This is a genomic window from Rhodococcus sp. TAF43 (assembly GCF_052113525.1).
GTDB lineage: Bacteria > Actinomycetota > Actinomycetes > Mycobacteriales > Mycobacteriaceae > Prescottella.
Genome location: NZ_JBFRDL010000009.1, coordinates 28,529 through 45,918, shown reverse-complemented (window position 1 = coordinate 45,918; position 17,390 = coordinate 28,529). Strand labels below are relative to the sequence as shown.

The following is a 17,390-nucleotide window of genomic DNA, read 5'->3' as shown; positions in this document are numbered from 1 at the left end:
GTCCTCCGTTCGTTCCATGCACACTCGCCCACGACTACCAATCGGTGATCGTACATGGAACTACTATCATCCTTAGTAGTTCCGAGGCCTCCGCCGACGAGCGGGATCGGCACACCGTGACCGAAACCTTCAGCGGCGGGAGGTATTTGCTCTGCGGACCCGCCTGCACCGCGCCGGCCGAGCGGTCCGGTACGGGTCAGCCGCCGAAGATCGCGCAGGAGGCCGCGAGCGCCGCGACCACGGCGGAGACCGTCGCCAGCACCGGCAGCGCCGACAGGGCGAGCGCGAGCGGATAGTGCAGGACCTGCGCTCCACGACGCGGCGCGCGCAGTCCCGAGAGCCACACCACCCGATCCTCGACGAAGCCCGCGGCCGACATCGCCGCCGGCCGAGGGTCCCGCGCCTCGCCGTGCCAACTCTCGAGCGCGGCGCGCACCGCTCCCGAACCGCACGACGCGGCGGCGTGACGGTCCGCGGACAACTCCACCAGCACACGAATCCACGTTGCCCCCACCCGCGCCACCGGGACGAACGGGACGGCAGCATTCAGTGCGTCTGCCCACGCCACCAGCAGGTGGTGACGCCCGGTCAGATGGGCGCGTTCGTGGGCCAGGACCGCCGCCCGGGCCGACGGATCGAGTTCGCGTACACCAGTTCCCAACACGATCGCCGGGGAGCGGCCGCCGATGCTGTACGCCGCGACGCCCTGCCCGACGAGGTGGAAGACGTCGTCGCCGTCGGTCACGGTGGGCCGGCCCACCAGACGCAACACCGACGCGTGCTCCTCGGTGACTCGGCGATGGCGGAGCAGAGCCCGCGAGACGACGACCACGATCCGTCCGAGCACCAGCAGACCGGCGCCCCAGAGCGTTGCCTCGACCGCGGAAAACCAAGGAACAGTGCCGTTCCGGCGCAGGGAGTTGACACACGAGAGCGTCGACGACGGCAGGAGGTGCCAGCGGTCCCCCGGCCGCACCCAGAGGACGAGGGGCACGGCCGCCACCACACCGACGAACAACGCCTGCGACGACAGCCAGGCCGCGAGGGCCACCCGTGGGTGCCGGTGGGGTGCCGCGAGCAGGCCGAGCCAGTGCGGCGCCGCGAACCCGAGCACCACCGCGGCGACCGTGAGTCCGATCGCGGCGATCACCCGACGCCACCCGGTCGGCGCGTCTGTGTACGCCGCGCGGCCCGACGCAGGATCCTCGACTCGTCCTCCGAGGCGGAGTTCGCGAAGTGCAGCATGACCTGCTCGGCGTCACCGCTCGACCGGAGCACCTGACGAACCAGATCGGCCGCGGTCTCCTCCCGGCTGCGGGTGGCGCGATACCGATAGGCCCGTCCGACGCGTTGCCGCGACGCCATGCCCTTGGTGTGCAGGTTGTCGAGGACGGTCATCACGGTGGTGTACGCGAGCGGCCGCGGCGACTGCAGTCGATCCATCACGTCCCGCACCCGCACCGATTCGTCCACGCTCCACAGCACGTCCATCACCGCAGTCTCGAGGTCGCCGAGCCCGATCACGCGTCCACCCCGGCGATCAGCAGCGCAGTCGTCGACTCGATGTGCCGTCGCAGTTCGTCCACCGCGCGGTCCACGTCCCGTTCGACGGCGGCCGCGGCGATCCGTCCGTGCTCGGCGTCGACGTCGCGTTTCTCGGACTCTGCACTGCGAACACTCCAGCAGCGGTACACCTCCGAGACGTCGCGCAGCGATTCGGCGATTCGGACCAGGCGCCCGTTGGGACACGCGCGCAGGAGTGCGCCGTGGAAGTTGCCGTGCGCCGACAGCCACGCCTCGGCGACCCTGCCGTCCGCGTCCACGGCCGCCGTCCGCGCGAGGGTGTGCCGCGCCGCGAGCACCGCCGACTCCCATTCGACGTCGCCGTGCGCGATCGACTGCCGCAGCGCCTCGGATTCGACGAACACGCGGGTCTCGGTGAGCTCCAACAGGTCCGGTACGGACACCGGCACCACGCGGAAGCCGAGCTGCGCCTCGGAGACCGCGAGCCCCCGCTCGACGAGGCGGGGCAGGACTTCCCGCAGGACGCCGGTGCTCGCGTCGTAGCGGGCCTGCAACTGGCCGAACGCGAGCTTCTCCCCCGGCGCGAGCACACCTCCGAGGATGTCCGCTCGCAGCCGCGCGTGGATCTTGTCAGCGCGGGTTCCGCTCGCTCGTGCCATTCCGCAAGTACAGGACGATGCGAATCGAGAGTCAAGTTTCGAAATTATATTGCTTTTCCGATATTTCTCGGATCTACTGTCCACACCCGACCACAGACAGGACGTGACGACCGTGCGCATCGCCAACCTCTCCGGACGAGCAGTTCTCGTCGACGGACACCTGGCCGTCGACATCCACACCGCCAGCGCGGGACGCTTCGGCCCCGACCTGCCCGCCATCTACGCCGAGTGGGAGGCCTTCACGACGTGGGCGGCCGCCGACACCGCCACGGTCACCACCTCCGGCGCCCCGTTCGAGGTCCGCGACCTCGGCGCCCCATCTCCGGCGCCGAGTCAGGTGTTCGCGATCGGCCTCAACTACCGGGACCACGCGGCGGAGACGGGCCTCGACGCGCCGGACGCGCCGCCCACCTTCACCAAGTTCGCGAGCTGCCTCACCGGCCCCGAGACGGACCTGCGCCTGCCCACCGACACCGTCGACTGGGAGGTGGAACTGGTGGCCGTCATCGGCCGCGAGGCGACCGACGTGGCGGCGGCCGATGCGTGGGCACACGTCGCCGGGCTCACAGTCGGACAGGACTTCTCGGAGCGGACCTCCCAGATGGCCGGTCCCGCACCGCAGTTCTCACTGGCCAAGTCGCACCCGGGCTTCGGGCCGATCGGCCCGTGGCTGGTCACCCCGGACGAGTTCGCCGACCCGACCGACGTCGCGATCACGTGCGAGATCGACGGCGAGACGGTCCAGTCGGGCCGCACCTCGCAGATGATGTTCCCGGTCGCGGAGTTGATCGCGCACCTGTCGGCGGTGTGCACCCTGCGCCCCGGCGACATCGTGTTCACCGGCACCCCGGCCGGCGTGGGCGTGGGACGCAGCCCGCAGCGCTTCCTCGTCCCCGGCAACGTCGTCACCACTCGGATCGAGGGCATCGGCGCCCTGGTGCAGCGCTGCGTGCAGTGACCCGGCCGTCGGGCACGGTTCGTGAACAGTGTTCACAATGAATTAGCATCATCGCCGTGCCCGACACCCCCGACACTCGCGATGCGCTGGCTCGCGCCTACCTTCTGGCCGAGCACCTGTCGTCGTCGACGGCTGCAGGTATGCGCACCTTCGGGCTGACGACGGCACGCACCCGCGCCCTGCTGTACGTCCTCGAGAATCCGCCGATGACGCAGCGCGACCTCGCGAGCGTCCTGCGCTGCAGCACCCGCCAGGTCACCGCCCTGGTCGACGCGCTCGAGAAGTCCGGTCACCTGCGGCGTGACCCCCATCCGACCGACCGCCGCGCCCACATCGTCGCCCTCACCGAGCGCGGACACACCGACGCCGCGCGGATCCGGGAACTGCGGCAGCAGGCCGCGCACGACCTTTTCGACGGTGTCCCCGCCGCGGATCTGGAGGCATTCGTGCGCGTGGCGGACGTGCTCATCACGCACCGACACCTGCAGCCACCGGAATCGGACCGGTGACGATCATGCACGAATCGGACCCTCGTTCCAGGCACAATGCTCACGTGACCACACCCGCGACGGTCCTGGTCGTGGACGACGACCAGGATGTTCTCGCCTCACTCGAGCGTGGGCTGCGGCTGTCCGGATTCACCGTTCTCACCGCGGCCTACGGCGCGATCGCGCTGCGGGTGATCGCCGACGTCGAGCCCGACGCTCTCGTGCTCGACATGAACATGCCCGTGCTCGACGGCACCGGTGTGGTCACGGCGCTGCGCGGGATGGGCAACGACATCCCGATCTGTGTACTCAGCGCCCGCAGCTCGGTCGACGACCGCATCGCGGGCCTCGAATCCGGCGCGGACGACTACCTCGTCAAACCGTTCGTCCTGGCCGAACTCGTCGCCCGGATCCGCGCGATGCTGCGACGCCGCTCGGCCGCCGCCGGCCCCGGCACCGAGCCGCCGCTGACCGTCGGCCCCCTGTCCATCGACCTCTCGGGCCGCCGCGTGTGGCTCGACGACACCGAGATTCCGCTGACCAAGCGGGAATTCGAGCTGCTCGAGGTGCTGGCCCGCAACGCTGGCGTCGTGCTCAGCCGGGAACGGCTACTGGATCTGGTGTGGGGCTACGACTTCGTCGCCGACACCAACGTCGTCGACGTCTTCGTCGGCTACCTGCGGCGCAAGTTCGAAACCGACGGCACACCGAGGCTGCTGCACACGGTGCGCGGCGTGGGATTCGTTCTCCGGGAACCGGCGTGAGTCGCCCGCATTCGCTGCGCGCGCGGGTCGCGATGGCGACGGCACTGGGAGCGACGATCATCGTCGCCGCCGTCGGCGTCTACCTCGCGCTCGCGATCGCGCGGAACAACCTGCAGCAACTGGACCGACGCCTCGAGACCGCGTCGCGGGTGCTGGTCGTCAACGCGCCCGCCGCCGCACCGTTCCTCAACGTCCTCGGCGACGGCGGAGCGTTCGCGGTCACGATCCGGGCGGGCGACAAGGTCGTCTCCAGCACGTCGAGCCGGCTTCCCGCGCTCGACCTCGGGTCGCACACCGTCGACGTCGGCGGCACCCCGTTCCGAACCTTCACCGCCCCGCTCGGGCCCGAATCCACGGCGCTGCTGTCTGTGGCCGTTCCGCTCGCGGAGGCGCAGGATCCGACGACCGAACAACAGCAGCAGGTCGCGCTCGTGGGTGTGCTCGCGATCGTCGCCGCGGGCGGCCTCGGCTGGATCTTCGGTGGGCGGGCGGTGCGGCCCCTGGTCGAACTGACCCATCGGGTGAGCCGCCGCGACCGCGACCTCGCCACCGCCGCGTCCGGGGTCCGCGAGGCCGACGAACTGGCCGCGGCCGCCGGCGCGATGCTGCAGGACGTCTCCGATGCGCAGTCCCGCACCGCCGCCGCCCTCGACACCGCGCGCGACTTCGCGGCCGCCTCCGCACACGAACTGCGAACCCCGCTCACCGCGATGCGGACCGACCTCGAGGTGCTCGACACGCTCGATCTGTCCGACGACCAGCGCGCCGAGATCCTCGGCGACCTCATCCGCACCCAGGGTCGCGTCGAGGCGACCCTCACCGCGCTCGAGCGCCTCGCGTCGGGCGAACTGTCCAGCGAGAAGGACCATGTCGACACCGATCTGACGGAGCTGTGCGACCTCGCCGCCGAGGACGCACAGCGTCAGCACCCCGGCCTCACTGTGACGGTCGACGCCCCACCCGGTCTCGTGCTGCGAGGACTGCCGGCGGGACTGCGGCTGGCGCTCGACAACGCCATCGCCAACGCCTTCCGTCACGGCGGCGCGCGACACGTGTCGATCGGCGCAGGCCGGGACGCGCCAGGCACCGTCACCGTCACCGTCGACGACGACGGCACCGGCATTCCCGAGGAGGAACGAACCGAGGTGTTCGAACGCTTCCGACGCGGCAGCGGCGCCGCGAAGGGCGGGTCCGGACTGGGCCTCGCGTTGATAGCTCAGCAGGCCCACCTCCACGGGGGCCGGGCGCGGTTCGAGGACAGCCCGCTCGGCGGCGTGCGACTGGTGGTGTCCCTTGCGAGTTGACGGGCGCGACATCCCGGTCACCGGCAGCCTCCTGCAGCCGTTGGTCCGGCGCACGAGCGACATCCTGCGGGTGGTCATCGCGCTGACCCTGCTCGGCGCGGTCATCGCCGGTTCGGTGATCACCCGCAGCGAATGGGACGCGCTCGAGACGTCGGTGTCCGACATCGTCGGCATCCTGTCGCCGGGGGTCTCGGACACCGTCTATCTCCTGTACGGGGTCGCGATCCTCGCGCTGCCGTTCGCGATCCTGATCCAGCTGATCGTCGGACGCCGCTGGAAGCTGCTGGCCGGCTACGCCGCGGCCGGGCTGATCGCGGGGCTCGCACTGTCGTTCACCGGGACCGGGCTGGCCGCTCCGCAGTGGCACCTCGACGTCTCGGACCGCCTCAACACGTTCCTGTCCCAGTTCCTCGACGACCCCCGCTGGATCGCGATGCTCGCGGCCGTCCTGACGGTGTCGGGGCCGTGGCTGCCGAAGCGGTGGCGGCGACTGTGGTGGGCGCTGCTGCTGGCGTTCGCGCCGATCCACCTGATCGTCAGCTCCATCGTGCCCGCGCGCTCGATGCTGGGGCTGGCGGTCGGCTACCTGGTCGGCGCCGTCATCGTCCTGGTGGTCGGCACGCCGGCGTTGGAGGTGCCGCTCGAGTCCGCCGTGGAATCGCTGGAGCGACTCGGTCACCGCATCACCGCGTTCCGGGTGATCGCCCCGGCCGGCAGCGGTCCGCTGATCCTCGGCGCCTCGCGCGACGACGGAGAGCCCGAACTGATCGTCGAACTGTACGGACAGAATCAGCGCAGCCGCGGCGCGATCCGACAGGTCTCGCAGTGGCTGGCGCTGCGCAGCAGCGAGAGTGCACCGGTGCACGCGTCGCTCGCGCGGGCCGTCGAGCACCGCGCCCTGATGGGCATCGCGGTCGCCGATGCGGGCCTGGCGGCGTCCAAGCCGATCGCGGTGTCCGCCCTGGACCGTGGATGGCAGCTGTACGCGCACCCCGTCTCCTACGGCGCCCCCGTCGCGACGCTGGCCACCGATCACCCGGAACCCCGCGACACCCTGCTCGAGATGATGTGGCGATCGCTCGGCGAACTCCACACCAACCAGATCACCCATGGAGACCTGCGGGCGAGCGAGATCCGGATCGACGACGGCCGCGCCCTGTTCGACGGGTTCGCGTACGCCGAGCTCGGGCCGACCGAGGCACAGGTCCTCTCCGACACCGCGCAGTTGCTGCTGACCACGGCAGCGTTGTTCGGCGTGGAACCGGCCGTGCGGGCCGCACTGGACGCTCAGGGCCGCGACCGGATCCTCGCCGCGTCGGGTCGGCTCACCAAGTCGGCGATGCCGTCGCGGCTGCGCAAACACGTCCCCGATTCGTCGGCGATGCTCTCGGCGATCCGCGACGAGGTGGGCCGGCAGACCGACATCGAGAAGATCGCGCCCGAACAGGTCACCCGCTTCACCCGGAACCAGCTCATCCAGCTGGTGCTGCTGATCGGCCTGGTCTACGTCGCGTACCCGTTCATCAGCCAGGTGCCCACGTTCCTCACCGAACTGAAGACGGCGAACTGGTGGTGGGCACTGGCCGGGCTGGTGGTGTCGGCACTCACCTACGTCGGGGCGGCGGCGGCACTGTGGGCGTGCGCATCCGAGCTCGTGCGCTACCGGGACCTGCTGATCATGCAGGTGGCGAACACGTTCGCCGCCACCACCACCCCGGCCGGCGTCGGCGGGCTCGCACTGAGCGTGCGTTTCCTGCAGAAGGGCGGTCTCGGCACGGTCCGCGCCACGGCGGCCGTGGCGCTGCAGCAGACCGTGCAGGTGGTCACCCACATCGCGCTGCTGATCTTCTTCAGCGTGGCGGCCGGGCGCGACGCCGACCTGTCGCACTTCGTCCCCAAGGGCACGACGCTGTACCTCATCGCGGGCATCGCCCTCGGTGCGATCGGCACGTTCATGTTCATCCCGAAGGCGCGACGCTGGCTCAACGACGAGGTCCGCCCACAGCTCACCGAGGTGCTGGGGTCGCTGACCCAACTGGCGCGCAGCCCGGGCCGATTCCTGCTGATCGTTCTCGGCAGCGCGGGCACCACCCTCGGCGCCGCGCTCGCCCTGTGGGCCAGCGTCGAGGCGTTCGGCGGCGGCACCACGTTCGTCACCGTCACGATCGTCACGATGATCGGCGGCACCCTCGCCTCGGCTGCGCCGACACCGGGCGGTGTCGGCGCCGTGGAAGCCGCCCTCATCGGTGGCCTCACCGCTTTCGGGCTGCCCGTGGGGATCGCGGTACCGTCCGTTCTGCTGTACCGCGTCCTGACGTGTTGGCTGCCGGTCTTCTGTGGCTGGCCTACCTTGCGTTGGTTGCAGAAAAACGACATGGTCTGATGGTTTGTGTTCGATAATTCTGGAACGTGTCGAGAACTTTCGGGCAACCCGTAGCAAATCGTGACGTAGACCCGATAGCGAAAGTGATATACACACGTCCAGCACCGTGGGAGCACAGCCGCGCTCCCCGGCCGACCACCGAAGGCGAGTAAGTATGCGTGTAACCAAGAAGTCCCGCCGGCTCAAAGCGTTGATCGGCGCCACGACGGCGACGGTCGCCGCACTTCCCGTGTTCTTGGGGGCCGGGGTGGCCACGGCCGCAGCGCCGGGAACCGACGCAGCCAAGGTCGAGGCGGCTGCCCAGTCGAACGGCGGCACCAAGCTGGTCTCCGCCAAGCAGGGCACGGGCAACAAGATGTCCCTGGTCGTCCGCTCCGAGTCGATGGGCCGGGACATCCCGCTCGAGGTGATCCGTCCGGCGGACACCTCCAAGCCGGCCCCCACGCTCTACCTGCTCAACGGCGCCGGTGGTGGCGAGGATTCGGCTTCGTGGCAGAAGCAGGCCGACATCGGCACGTTCTTCGCGGGCAAGCAGGTCAACGTCGTCACCCCGATGCAGGGTGCGTTCACCTACTACACCGACTGGCAGAAGGCGGATCCGTCTCTCCACGGCGCCAACAAGTGGGAGACCTTCCTCACCGAGGAACTCCCGCCGGTCATCGACTCGGCGCTCGGCACCACCGGTGTCAACACGCTCGCGGGCATCTCGACGTCGGGCACCTCGGTGTTCAACCTCGCGCTCAAGGACCCCCAGCTGTACAAGGCCGTCGGCGCGTACAGCGGCTGCGCGGACACCGCGACTCCGGTCGGCCAGACCTACATCCAGATCGTGATCGCGGCCCGCGGCGACGCCGACGCCGAGAACATGTGGGGCCCGGTCGGCAGCCCGGACTGGATTGCACACGACCCGATCATCAACATCGGCAAGCTCAAGGGCGGCCCCAAGCTGTACGTCTCCAACGCGTCCGGCCTGCCCGGCCCGCACGACACCCTCGACAGCCAGGGCATCAACGGCAACGTCGGGACGCTGGCCAACCAGGTCGTCGTCGGCGGCATCATCGAGGCTGCGACCAACGAGTGCACCCACCGACTGTTCAACGCGGTCAACGCCAACGGCATGGGCGAGCAGGCGTTCTTCGACTTCAAGCCGGCCGGCACCCACTCGTGGGGCTACTGGCGTGACGACCTGAACAACTCGTGGCCGATGCTGGCCGACGCCATGGGCACCCCGCGGTAGTCATCCGGCGGTAGCTTCACCACGCTGCGACAAGGGCGCTCCGGCTTCGGCCGGGGCGCCCTCTCTCGTCCCGCAGAGTCTCTCGTCCCGCAGAGTCCCGCGCGCGGCTCATACTGGTCGTGTCCCGTACCGACCCGGAACGAGGAGACGCAGCCATGACCTTCAGCCACCCACGTGCAACCCGGGGAGCACGCCCACCGCACGGACGCATGGTGAACTGGGTCAACAAGTTCGCGATGGGCCGGTCCGGCGCGGCGGCAGGTTCATGAACCTGGCCGCGCACCCCGACCGGGTGACGATCGAGGTGGGCGGCGAGTCGATTCCGGTGACGGCACGCGAACTCCAGGACACCGAGCGCGACGACGCCTGGGCGACGATCACGGCGGCGGCGCCGCAGTTCACCGAGTACGAACAGAAGACCGATCGTGAACTGCCGGTCATCGGGCAGACCCGCCGGACCTGAGACGACCGAGCCCGGACACGACTCGGGCCCCGCACCGAGGAACGGTGCGGGGCCCGAGTTCTGTTGCTCTACAGGACTACTGGGTGCCCAGCAGGTCGATGACGAACACCAGCGTCTTGCCCGACAGCTGGTGACCGGCACCGGCCGGACCGTACGCGAGCTCCGGCGGAACCGTGAGCTTGCGGCGACCGCCGACCTTCATGCCGGGGATGCCTTCCTGCCAGCCCGGGATGAGCCGGTTCAGCGGGAACGCGACGGACTCCCCGCGCAGGAACGACGAGTCGAACACCTCGTTCGTGTCGTACTCGACGCCGTGGTAGTGGACATCGACGACGCCGCCGGGCTGAGCCTCCGCGCCGTCACCGACCTCGATGTCCTCGATGACCAGCTCGGCCGGGGCCGGGCCGGTGGCCGGCTCGATCTCGGGAGCGGGCGGCGGGACGACGACGTCGAGCAGGTCGATGACGAACACCAACGTCTTGCCCGACAGCTGGTGGCCGCCGCCGGCCGGACCGTACGCGAGCTCCGGCGGGATCGTCAGCTGACGCCGACCACCCACGCGCATGCCCGGGATGCCCTCCTGCCATCCGGCGATGAGGCCGGCGAGCGGGAAGGTGATGGATTCGCCATGGCTCCACGAGGAGTCGAACTCCTCGCCGGAGTCGAACTCGACGCCGAGGTAGTGGACCTCGACCTTGGCGCCGGGGGTGGCCTCGGGGCCGTCACCGACGACAATGTCCTTGATGACGAGTTCGGTGGGCGCGGGGCCCTCCTGGAAATCGATCTCGGGCTTGGTGCTCATGGTGTGTTGTCCGATCAGTCGTAGTCGGGCAGGACGGGTCAGCGGCCCGACAGGTCCACGTAACCGCGCTGGGTGTAGCCGGTGTAGATCTGACGCGGGCGGCCGATCTTGGTGGCCGGATCCTCGTGCATCTCACGCCAGTGTGCGATCCAGCCGGGCAGGCGGCCGAGCGCGAAGAGCACTGTGAACATGCGCGTCGGGAAGCCCATCGCGCGGTAGATCAGGCCCGTGTAGAAGTCGACGTTCGGGTACAGCTTGCGCTCGACGAAGTAGTCGTCGGTGAGCGCCGTCTCCTCGAGGGTCATCGCGATCTCGAGCAGCTTGTCGTCACCGCCGAGCTTGCTGAGGATGGAGTGCGCGGTCTCCTTGACGATCGCGGCGCGCGGGTCGTAGTTGCGGTAGACGCGGTGACCGAAGCCCATGAGCTTCACGCCGTCTTCCTTGTTCTTGACCTTGCGCACGAAGTCCTTGGCGTCGCCGCCGTTGGCCTTGATCTCGTCGAGCATCTCGAGCACGGCCTGGTTGGCACCGCCGTGCAGCGGGCCCCACAGCGCGTTGATGCCGGCGGAGACGGACGTGAACAGGTTGGCGTCCGACGAGCCGACCATGCGCACCGTCGACGTCGAGCAGTTCTGCTCGTGGTCGGCGTGCAGGATCAGCAGCATGTCGAGTGCCTTGGCGATCTCGGGATCGACCTCGTACGGCTCGGCCGGGAAGCCGAACGTCATGCGGAGGAAGTTCTCGACCAGGCTCAGCGAGTTGTCCGGGTACAGGAACGGCTGGCCGACGGACTTCTTGTACGCGTACGCCGCGATGGTGGGCAGCTTCGCGAGAAGTCGGATGGTGGACAGCTCGACCTGCTCCGGATCCTCCGGATCCAGCGAGTCCTGGTAGTACGCGGACAGCGCGTTGACGGCGCTCGACAGCACCGGCATCGGATGCGCGTTGCGCGGGAAGCCGTCGAAGAACCGCTTGAGGTCCTCGTGCAGCAGCGTGTGTCGACGAATCTTGTCCGTGAACGACTCCAGCTGGGCTTCGGTGGGCAGCTCCCCGTAGATCAGCAGGTAGCTGACCTCGATGAACGTCGAGCGCTGCGCGAGCTCCTCGATGGGGTATCCGCGGTAGCGCAGAATGCCCTGTTCACCGTCGATGTAGGTAATAGCGGAACTGGTGGACGCGGTGTTCACGAAGCCCGGGTCGAGCGTCGTGTAACCCGTGTTGGCAAGGAGCTTGCCCAGCTCGATGCCGTCATTGCCTTCAGTCGCCTTGGCGATGGACATTGTGTGCTCGCCACCGGGGTAGCTGAGTGTGGGTTTGTTGTCATTCTCAGCGGGCACGGAAGGATCCCTCTCAAACTCAGACCAGTGAGTAACTTCGTAACATTCAAGTAGAAACTAGCCGCCCGTGAGCTCCGATGCCCACGGAGGGTCCGCCGCAGGCCTGGAAACGGTGACCGCAGCCGCTCGCGCCGCGAATTCCAGGGCGTCCTGCCATTGTCCCCCGCCGAGGCCCTCGACCGAATCCGAATCCAGCGCGCGATGCTCGTCGAGCCAATGCAGCAGCGCACCGTGAACGGTGTCACCTGCACCGATGGTGTCCGCGACGGGAACCCGGCAACCGGGAACCTCTACGCGGAACCGACGCGTCCGCACGCTCAGACCGTCGGCGCCGTGGGTGGTGACGACCGCGGCGACCCCGCGGTCGAGCCACTGCACCGGCGTCGTGCCGTCCACACCCCGTCCCAACCATTGGACGTCGTCGTCGGAGACTTTGACGATGTCGATCGACGGCAGCAACTCGGTGAAGCGGCGGCGGTAGTCGGCGGGGAACACGTCCGGCCGAATGTTGGGGTCGACGATCGTGAGCCGCCCCTCGCCGTGGCTGCGGCGCAACAGATCCGTGTACAYGCTCGCGCCGGGTTCGAACACGAGCGAGAGCGTGCCGAACGACACCGCGGCCGCCGATGCCGGCAACGGTCCGGGATCGGCGACGAGACGATCGGCGGTGCCGTCGGCATGAAACGTGTAGCCGGCACCGCCGTCGGGGTCGACGGCAGCGACGGCGAGCGTCGTGGGTTCGGGTCCCCGCTGCGTGATCGAGACGTCGACACCCGCCGCGACCAGCGCCGCGAGCAGCCGTTCCCCGAACGAGTCGGTGGAGAGCCTCGAGCAGAAGGCGACGCGGCTGCCGAGGCGGCCGAGTGCGATCGCGACGTTGAACGGGCCGCCGCCGAGGTGCGCCGCGAACGTGGTCTCCCCCGTCGGCACCAGGTCGACGAGGGCCTCACCGCACACGACGATTCGCGACTCAGACATGTTCGGGGCTACCCGATCGGCTGACGCGGTACCGGACGAACGCCGGGAACGCCAGCATCGACCCGACCACCCCGATCACCACCAGGACGCCTCCGCCCGCGGACGCGACGGCGGTGCCGAACAGGAAGGCCGCGCCGCCGTGCAGCACGTCGCCGATCCGCGGCCCGCCCGCGACGACGACGGTGAACACGCCCTGCAGTCGGCCGCGCATGTCGTCGGTGGCGACCTGCTGCAGCATCGTGGAACGCAGTGCCGCCGAGACCATGTCGACGGCACCGCCGAACGCGAGGAAGCCGAGCGCGAGCCACAACAGCACCGCGGAGCTGCCCGGGGTCGAGATCCCGACGACCACGCCGAAGCCGACCATCGCCAGCCCCCACAGCACGATGCAGACGATCACCGCACGGCCCTGGTAGCGGATCCGCGGCAGCCACCCGGAGAAGACGCCGCCGAGGACCGCGCCCGCCGACATCGCGGCGAACAGCAGCCCGAGTGCGAGCCCGCCGCCGCTCGGGTCGCCGAAGGTGTCCTCGGCGATCTGCGGGAACAGCGCGCGCGGCATGCCGAACACCATCGCGATGATGTCGACGACGAACGACGCCAGCAGCACCTTCTGGGTCGCGAGGTACGTGAAGCCCTCCCCCAGCACCCGCAGGCCGACGCGGCGCGCCTCCCCGGTCGGCGGCAGCGCGGGCAGCTTGATCACCGCCCACAGCGTCGCGAGCAGCGCGAGCGAGTCCAGCAGGTAGATCGTCGCGAAGCCCAGGTGCGGGATGAGCACGCCCGCGAGCAGCGGACCGGCGATCGCACCGAACTGCATCACCGTCATGTTGAGCGAGTTCGCGGCGGGCAGGTCCTTCAGCGGCAGCAGGCGGGGGATGATCGCGCTGCGGGTGGGCGAGTTCACCGCGAAGAACACCTGTTGCAGCGAGAACAGGCACAGCAGCAGCCACACGTTGTTCACCCCGGACGCGGCCTGCAGCCACAGCAGCACCGACGTGCCGATGAGCCCGAGCGTGGTGATGATGATCAGCTTTCGGCGGTCCATGACGTCGGCCAGCGCGCCGCCCCACAGCCCGAAGATGACCAGCGGGACCAGCCCGAACAAGCCGGCGAGGCCGACGTACGCCGAGTTCTGCGTCATCGCGTAGATCTGCACCGGCACCGCGACCACGGTCAGCTGACCGCCGATGACCGTGACGATGCCGCTCGTCCACAGCCGGCGGTAGTCGGGATTGCGCAGCGGTGTGGTGTCGGCGAGCAGTCCCCGCATCACGGCTGGAGGCGTTCGACGATCCACACACCGTCGACCAGACGGGTGCGGATCCGGTTGTGCATGCGATTGGGTCGGCCCTGCCAGAACTCCACCGACTCCGGTCGGATCCGGAATCCGCCCCAGTGTCCCGGGACCGGGATGTCCCCGTCGACGGCGAACCGCTCGCCCGCCTCGATCAGTGCCGCCTCGAGTTCGGCCCGGGAGCCGATCGGCCGCGACTGCTGCGACGCCCACGCCCCCAACTGCGAGCCGCGGGGCCGGCTGGCCCAGTAGTCGGAGGTCGTGTTCTCGCTGGTTCTTTCCACCGGGCCGCGGACGGTGATCTGCCGGGCCAGCGGAATCCAGGTGAACGTCACCGACGCGTAGGGGGTGGCCGCGAGTTGACGGCCCTTGTCGGAGTCGTAGTTCGTGAAGAACAGCACCCCGTCGGCGTCGAGTCCCTTGCACAGCACCGTTCGCGTGCAGGGGTGTCCGGCGGCGTCGACGGTGCCGAGCACCATCGCGTTGGGTTCGGGCAGTGCGGCCTGGACGGCGTCCTCCACCCAGTGCCGCGCCAGCGCGGGCCAGCCGTCGTCGAGCCACGACGGTTCCAGATCGGGGTCGACGACGGGCCGTTCGGGTCCGATCTCGCCGTAGCTCACCCGCATCGCGGAGAGGTCGGACTTCCGGGAACCCCGGCGTTGGGAATCTGGTGACACAGCCTCAGACGCTACCCCCGGGTATGCGCTGACCAGGTGACCGGTGACACCGGCTAAAGTTTGGGTACCAGGCCCGGCGGCGCATCCCGCACCTGACAGTTACCGCAGTAGTCGAAGGCTGATTCGGTCCAAGGCAGTGCACCCCTCACCGGGACGCACTCGGATGAGGAGAGTCCAGGAGCAATGGCACCAAGCGCTGTAGTACCCGAGGATTTCGTCAGCGGCCTCGAAGGCGTCGTCGCCTTCACCACTGACATCGCCGAGCCCGACAAGGACGGCGGCGCGCTGCGCTACCGCGGTGTCGACATCGAGGACCTGGTCGGTCGTCGTGTCACGTTCGGCAACGTGTGGGCCCTGCTGGTCGACGGTCGATTCGGCCCCGGACTGCCCCCGGCCGAGCCGTTCCCGCTGCCCATCCACACCGGCGACGTCCGCGTCGACGTGCAGGCCGGCCTGGCGATGCTCGCCCCGATCTGGGGCTACCAGCCGCTGCTGGACATCGACGACGAGACCGCCCGCGAGCAGGCTGCCCGCGCGTCCGTCATGGCACTGTCCTACGTCGCGCAGTCGGCCCGCGGGATCTACCAGCCCGCCGTCCCGCAGAAGCTGATCGACGAATGCCCCACCGTCACAGCACGTTTCATGACGCGCTGGAAGGGCGACCCGGACCCCGCGCACATCGAGGCCATCGACGCCTACTGGGTGTCGGCCGCCGAGCACGGCATGAACGCCTCCACCTTCACCGCGCGCGTCATCGCGTCCACCGGCGCCGACGTCGCGGCCTCGCTGTCCGGCGCGATCGGCGCGATGTCCGGCCCGCTGCACGGCGGCGCCCCGGCCCGCGTGCTGCCGATGATCGAGGAGACCGAGCGCACCGGCGACGCCCGCGCACTGGTCAAGGGCATCCTGGATCGCAAGGAGAAACTCATGGGCTTCGGTCACCGGGTGTATCGGGCCGAGGATCCCCGCGCCCGCGTGCTCCGCGCCACAGCCAAGCGCCTCAACGCCCCCCGCTTCGAGGCGGCTGCCGCCCTCGAGCAGGCCGCGCTGGCCGAACTGCGCGAGCGTCGCCCCGACCGCGCGATCGAGACCAACGTCGAGTTCTGGGCGGCGGTCATCCTCGACTTCGCCGAGGTCCCGGCGCACATGATGCCCGCGATGTTCACGTGTGGCCGCACCGCCGGCTGGTGCGCGCACATCATGGAGCAGAAGCGTCTGGGCAAGCTCGTCCGCCCGGCCGCGATCTACACCGGCCCCGAGCCCCGCACCCCCGACTCGGTCGAGGGCTGGGACCAGATCTCGCACAGCTAGACCAGTTGGACCGTCACCACAACCGAGCACAACCGAGAAGGACATCTCACGCCGATGAGCACTCCGATCATCCCCGCCGACCTCAAGCCCGTAGACGGCCGCTTCGGTTGCGGACCGTCGAAGGTCCGCCCCGAACAGCTGCAGTCCCTGGTCGACGTCGGCGCCTCGGTGTTCGGCACCAGCCACCGGCAGAAGCCCGTCAAGGACGTCGTCGCCCGCGTGCGTTCGGGCCTGCGCGACCTGTTCTCGCTGCCCGAGGGCTACGAGGTCGTGCTCGGCAACGGCGGCTCCACCGCGTTCTGGGACGCCGCGGCGTTCGGTCTGATCCGTGAGCGTTCGCAGCACTTCACGTACGGCGAGTTCTCGTCGAAGTTCGCGTCGGTCGCGAAGAACAACCCGTTCATCGGTGACCCGATCGTCGTCTCGAGCGATCCGGGCACCGCGCCGGCGATCGTCGCCGACGGCTCCGTCGACCTCATCGGCTGGGCGCACAACGAGACCTCGACGGGTGTCGCCGTGCCGGTGTCCCGCCCGGCGGGCTCGGAGAACGCGCTCATCGCGATCGACGCCACCTCGGGTGCCGGCGGTCTGCCGGTCAACGCCGCCGACGCCGACGTCTACTACTTCGCGCCGCAGAAGTGCTTCGCCGCCGACGGTGGCCTGTGGATCGCGCTGATGAGCCCGGCCGCGCTCGAGCGTGTCGCCGAGATCAAGGACTCGGGTCGCTGGACGCCGGACTTCCTGTCGCTGCCGATCGCGGTCGACAACTCCACCAAGGACCAGACCTACAACACCCCGGCGCTCGCGACGCTACTCATGTTCGAGAACCAGATCGCGTGGATGAACGCCAACGGCGGCCTGGACTGGACCACCGCGCGCACCAAGGATTCGTCGGAGCGCCTGTACTCGTGGGCCGAGGCCTCCGAGTACGCGACGCCGTTCGTCGCCGATCCGGCATACCGCTCGCAGGTTGTCGGCACCATCGACTTCGCCGACTCGGTCGACGCGGCCGCGGTCGCGAAGATCCTGCGCGCCAACGGCATCGTCGACACCGAGCCGTACCGCAAGCTGGGCCGCAACCAGCTGCGCATCGGCATGTTCCCGGCGATCGATCCCGAGGACATCTCGCAGCTCACCAAGAGCATCGACTGGGTCGTCTCGCAGCTCGGCTGATCCCGCACTACCTCTGAAGGGAGGGGCGGTCACGA

At 69.4% G+C, this 17,390-nt stretch carries 17 protein-coding genes and 1 pseudogene; 9 read left to right on the top strand and 9 right to left on the bottom strand.

What is annotated here, in order from left to right; genetic code table 11:
- Window positions 1-196 precede the first annotated feature (196 nt).
- Genes AB4Z09_RS08625 through AB4Z09_RS08615 form a run of 3 tightly spaced genes read right to left on the bottom strand, consistent with a single transcriptional unit; the run spans window position 197 to window position 2,183 of the window.
- Complete coding sequence (locus AB4Z09_RS08625; RefSeq protein WP_442239543.1) at window positions 197-1,150, bottom strand: M56 family metallopeptidase; 954 nt, start codon at window positions 1,148-1,150, stop codon at window positions 197-199.
- Window positions 1,147-1,521, bottom strand: a complete 375-nt coding sequence (locus AB4Z09_RS08620) for a BlaI/MecI/CopY family transcriptional regulator (RefSeq protein WP_258558012.1) — start codon at window positions 1,519-1,521, stop codon at window positions 1,147-1,149. Before AB4Z09_RS08620 ends, AB4Z09_RS08625 begins: the two co-directional genes overlap by 4 nt.
- The gene (locus AB4Z09_RS08615) at window positions 1,521-2,183 is read right to left on the bottom strand and encodes a GntR family transcriptional regulator (RefSeq protein ID WP_442239542.1); all 663 of its coding nucleotides are present in this window, start codon (window positions 2,181-2,183) and stop codon (window positions 1,521-1,523) included. Before AB4Z09_RS08615 ends, AB4Z09_RS08620 begins: the two co-directional genes overlap by 1 nt.
- Window positions 2,184-2,295: 112 nt before the next feature.
- Between AB4Z09_RS08615 and AB4Z09_RS08610 the strand changes: the two genes are divergently transcribed.
- The 7 genes from AB4Z09_RS08610 (at window position 2,296) to AB4Z09_RS08580 (ending at window position 9,780) form a co-directional block, all read left to right on the top strand.
- Window positions 2,296-3,141: a fumarylacetoacetate hydrolase family protein gene (locus AB4Z09_RS08610; protein ID WP_442239580.1), complete on the top strand. Its 846-nt coding sequence runs from the start codon at window positions 2,296-2,298 to the stop codon at window positions 3,139-3,141.
- A 56-nt stretch (window positions 3,142-3,197) separates the two neighbouring features.
- Complete coding sequence (locus tag AB4Z09_RS08605; protein ID WP_254622816.1) at window positions 3,198-3,650, top strand: MarR family winged helix-turn-helix transcriptional regulator; 453 nt, start codon at window positions 3,198-3,200, stop codon at window positions 3,648-3,650.
- A gap of 5 nt (window positions 3,651-3,655) precedes the next feature.
- Window positions 3,656-4,393: a response regulator transcription factor gene (locus AB4Z09_RS08600; RefSeq protein WP_442239541.1), complete on the top strand. Its 738-nt coding sequence runs from the start codon at window positions 3,656-3,658 to the stop codon at window positions 4,391-4,393.
- Window positions 4,390-5,697 (top strand): sensor histidine kinase, encoded by a 1,308-nt coding sequence (locus tag AB4Z09_RS08595; RefSeq protein ID WP_174908516.1) that lies wholly within the window; start codon window positions 4,390-4,392, stop codon window positions 5,695-5,697. Before AB4Z09_RS08600 ends, AB4Z09_RS08595 begins: the two co-directional genes overlap by 4 nt.
- On the top strand, window positions 5,687-8,080 hold the full coding sequence (locus AB4Z09_RS08590) for a flippase-like domain-containing protein (RefSeq protein ID WP_442239540.1): 2,394 nt from the start codon (window positions 5,687-5,689) through the stop codon (window positions 8,078-8,080). The genes AB4Z09_RS08595 and AB4Z09_RS08590 overlap by 11 nt, the downstream gene beginning before the upstream one ends.
- A gap of 154 nt (window positions 8,081-8,234) precedes the next feature.
- The gene (locus AB4Z09_RS08585; protein ID WP_114722935.1) at window positions 8,235-9,317 is read left to right on the top strand and encodes an alpha/beta hydrolase; all 1,083 of its coding nucleotides are present in this window, start codon (window positions 8,235-8,237) and stop codon (window positions 9,315-9,317) included.
- A 217-nt stretch (window positions 9,318-9,534) separates the two neighbouring features.
- Complete coding sequence (locus AB4Z09_RS08580) at window positions 9,535-9,780, top strand: nitroreductase/quinone reductase family protein (protein WP_442239579.1); 246 nt, start codon at window positions 9,535-9,537, stop codon at window positions 9,778-9,780.
- Window positions 9,781-9,856: 76 nt separating this feature from the next.
- Here the strand turns inward: AB4Z09_RS08580 and AB4Z09_RS08575 are convergent, their stop codons facing one another.
- The 6 genes and pseudogenes from AB4Z09_RS08575 to pdxH form a co-directional block, all read right to left on the bottom strand.
- Complete coding sequence (locus tag AB4Z09_RS08575; RefSeq protein ID WP_254622950.1) at window positions 9,857-10,237, bottom strand: FKBP-type peptidyl-prolyl cis-trans isomerase; 381 nt, start codon at window positions 10,235-10,237, stop codon at window positions 9,857-9,859.
- A pseudogene (locus AB4Z09_RS08570) lies at window positions 10,226-10,582 on the bottom strand (FKBP-type peptidyl-prolyl cis-trans isomerase); the annotation flags it as partial. The gene AB4Z09_RS08575 and the pseudogene AB4Z09_RS08570, both read right to left, overlap by 12 nt.
- 38 nt (window positions 10,583-10,620) lie before the next feature.
- Window positions 10,621-11,919 carry a citrate synthase gene (locus AB4Z09_RS08565; RefSeq protein WP_114722932.1) on the bottom strand — a complete coding sequence of 433 codons (1,299 nt, stop codon included), beginning with the start codon at window positions 11,917-11,919 and terminating at the stop codon, window positions 10,621-10,623.
- A 57-nt stretch (window positions 11,920-11,976) separates the two neighbouring features.
- Entirely contained in the window at window positions 11,977-12,897 is a 921-nt protein-coding gene (locus AB4Z09_RS08560) for a carbohydrate kinase family protein (protein WP_442239539.1), read from the bottom strand.
- Entirely contained in the window at window positions 12,890-14,170 is a 1,281-nt protein-coding gene (locus AB4Z09_RS08555) for an MFS transporter (RefSeq protein ID WP_174914484.1), read from the bottom strand. The genes AB4Z09_RS08560 and AB4Z09_RS08555 overlap by 8 nt, the downstream gene beginning before the upstream one ends.
- Complete coding sequence (gene pdxH / locus AB4Z09_RS08550; RefSeq protein WP_174914482.1) at window positions 14,170-14,820, bottom strand: pyridoxamine 5'-phosphate oxidase; 651 nt, start codon at window positions 14,818-14,820, stop codon at window positions 14,170-14,172. The genes AB4Z09_RS08555 and pdxH overlap by 1 nt, the downstream gene beginning before the upstream one ends.
- Before the next feature lie 234 nt (window positions 14,821-15,054).
- Between pdxH and AB4Z09_RS08545 the strand changes: the two genes are divergently transcribed.
- Window positions 15,055-16,182: a citrate synthase 2 gene (locus AB4Z09_RS08545; RefSeq protein ID WP_174908506.1), complete on the top strand. Its 1,128-nt coding sequence runs from the start codon at window positions 15,055-15,057 to the stop codon at window positions 16,180-16,182.
- A gap of 54 nt (window positions 16,183-16,236) precedes the next feature.
- Window positions 16,237-17,355 (top strand): phosphoserine transaminase, encoded by a 1,119-nt coding sequence (gene serC / locus AB4Z09_RS08540; protein WP_174908504.1) that lies wholly within the window; start codon window positions 16,237-16,239, stop codon window positions 17,353-17,355.
- Window positions 17,356-17,390 lie beyond the last annotated feature (35 nt).

Bases quoted from the DNA above. Each gene is read 5' to 3' on its own strand.
- AB4Z09_RS08615 (WP_442239542.1), bottom strand. From the start codon at position 2,183: ATGGCACGAGCGAGCGGAACCCGCGCTGACAAGATCCACGCGCGGCTG.
- AB4Z09_RS08600 (WP_442239541.1), top strand. From the start codon at position 3,656: ATGCACGAATCGGACCCTCGTTCCAGGCACAATGCTCACGTGACCACA.
- AB4Z09_RS08585 (WP_114722935.1), top strand. From the start codon at position 8,235: ATGCGTGTAACCAAGAAGTCCCGCCGGCTCAAAGCGTTGATCGGCGCC.
- AB4Z09_RS08555 (WP_174914484.1), bottom strand. From the start codon at position 14,170: ATGCGGGGACTGCTCGCCGACACCACACCGCTGCGCAATCCCGACTAC.
- pdxH (WP_174914482.1), bottom strand. From the start codon at position 14,820: ATGCGGGTGAGCTACGGCGAGATCGGACCCGAACGGCCCGTCGTCGAC.
- AB4Z09_RS08545 (WP_174908506.1), top strand. From the start codon at position 15,055: ATGGCACCAAGCGCTGTAGTACCCGAGGATTTCGTCAGCGGCCTCGAA.
- serC (WP_174908504.1), top strand. From the start codon at position 16,237: ATGAGCACTCCGATCATCCCCGCCGACCTCAAGCCCGTAGACGGCCGC.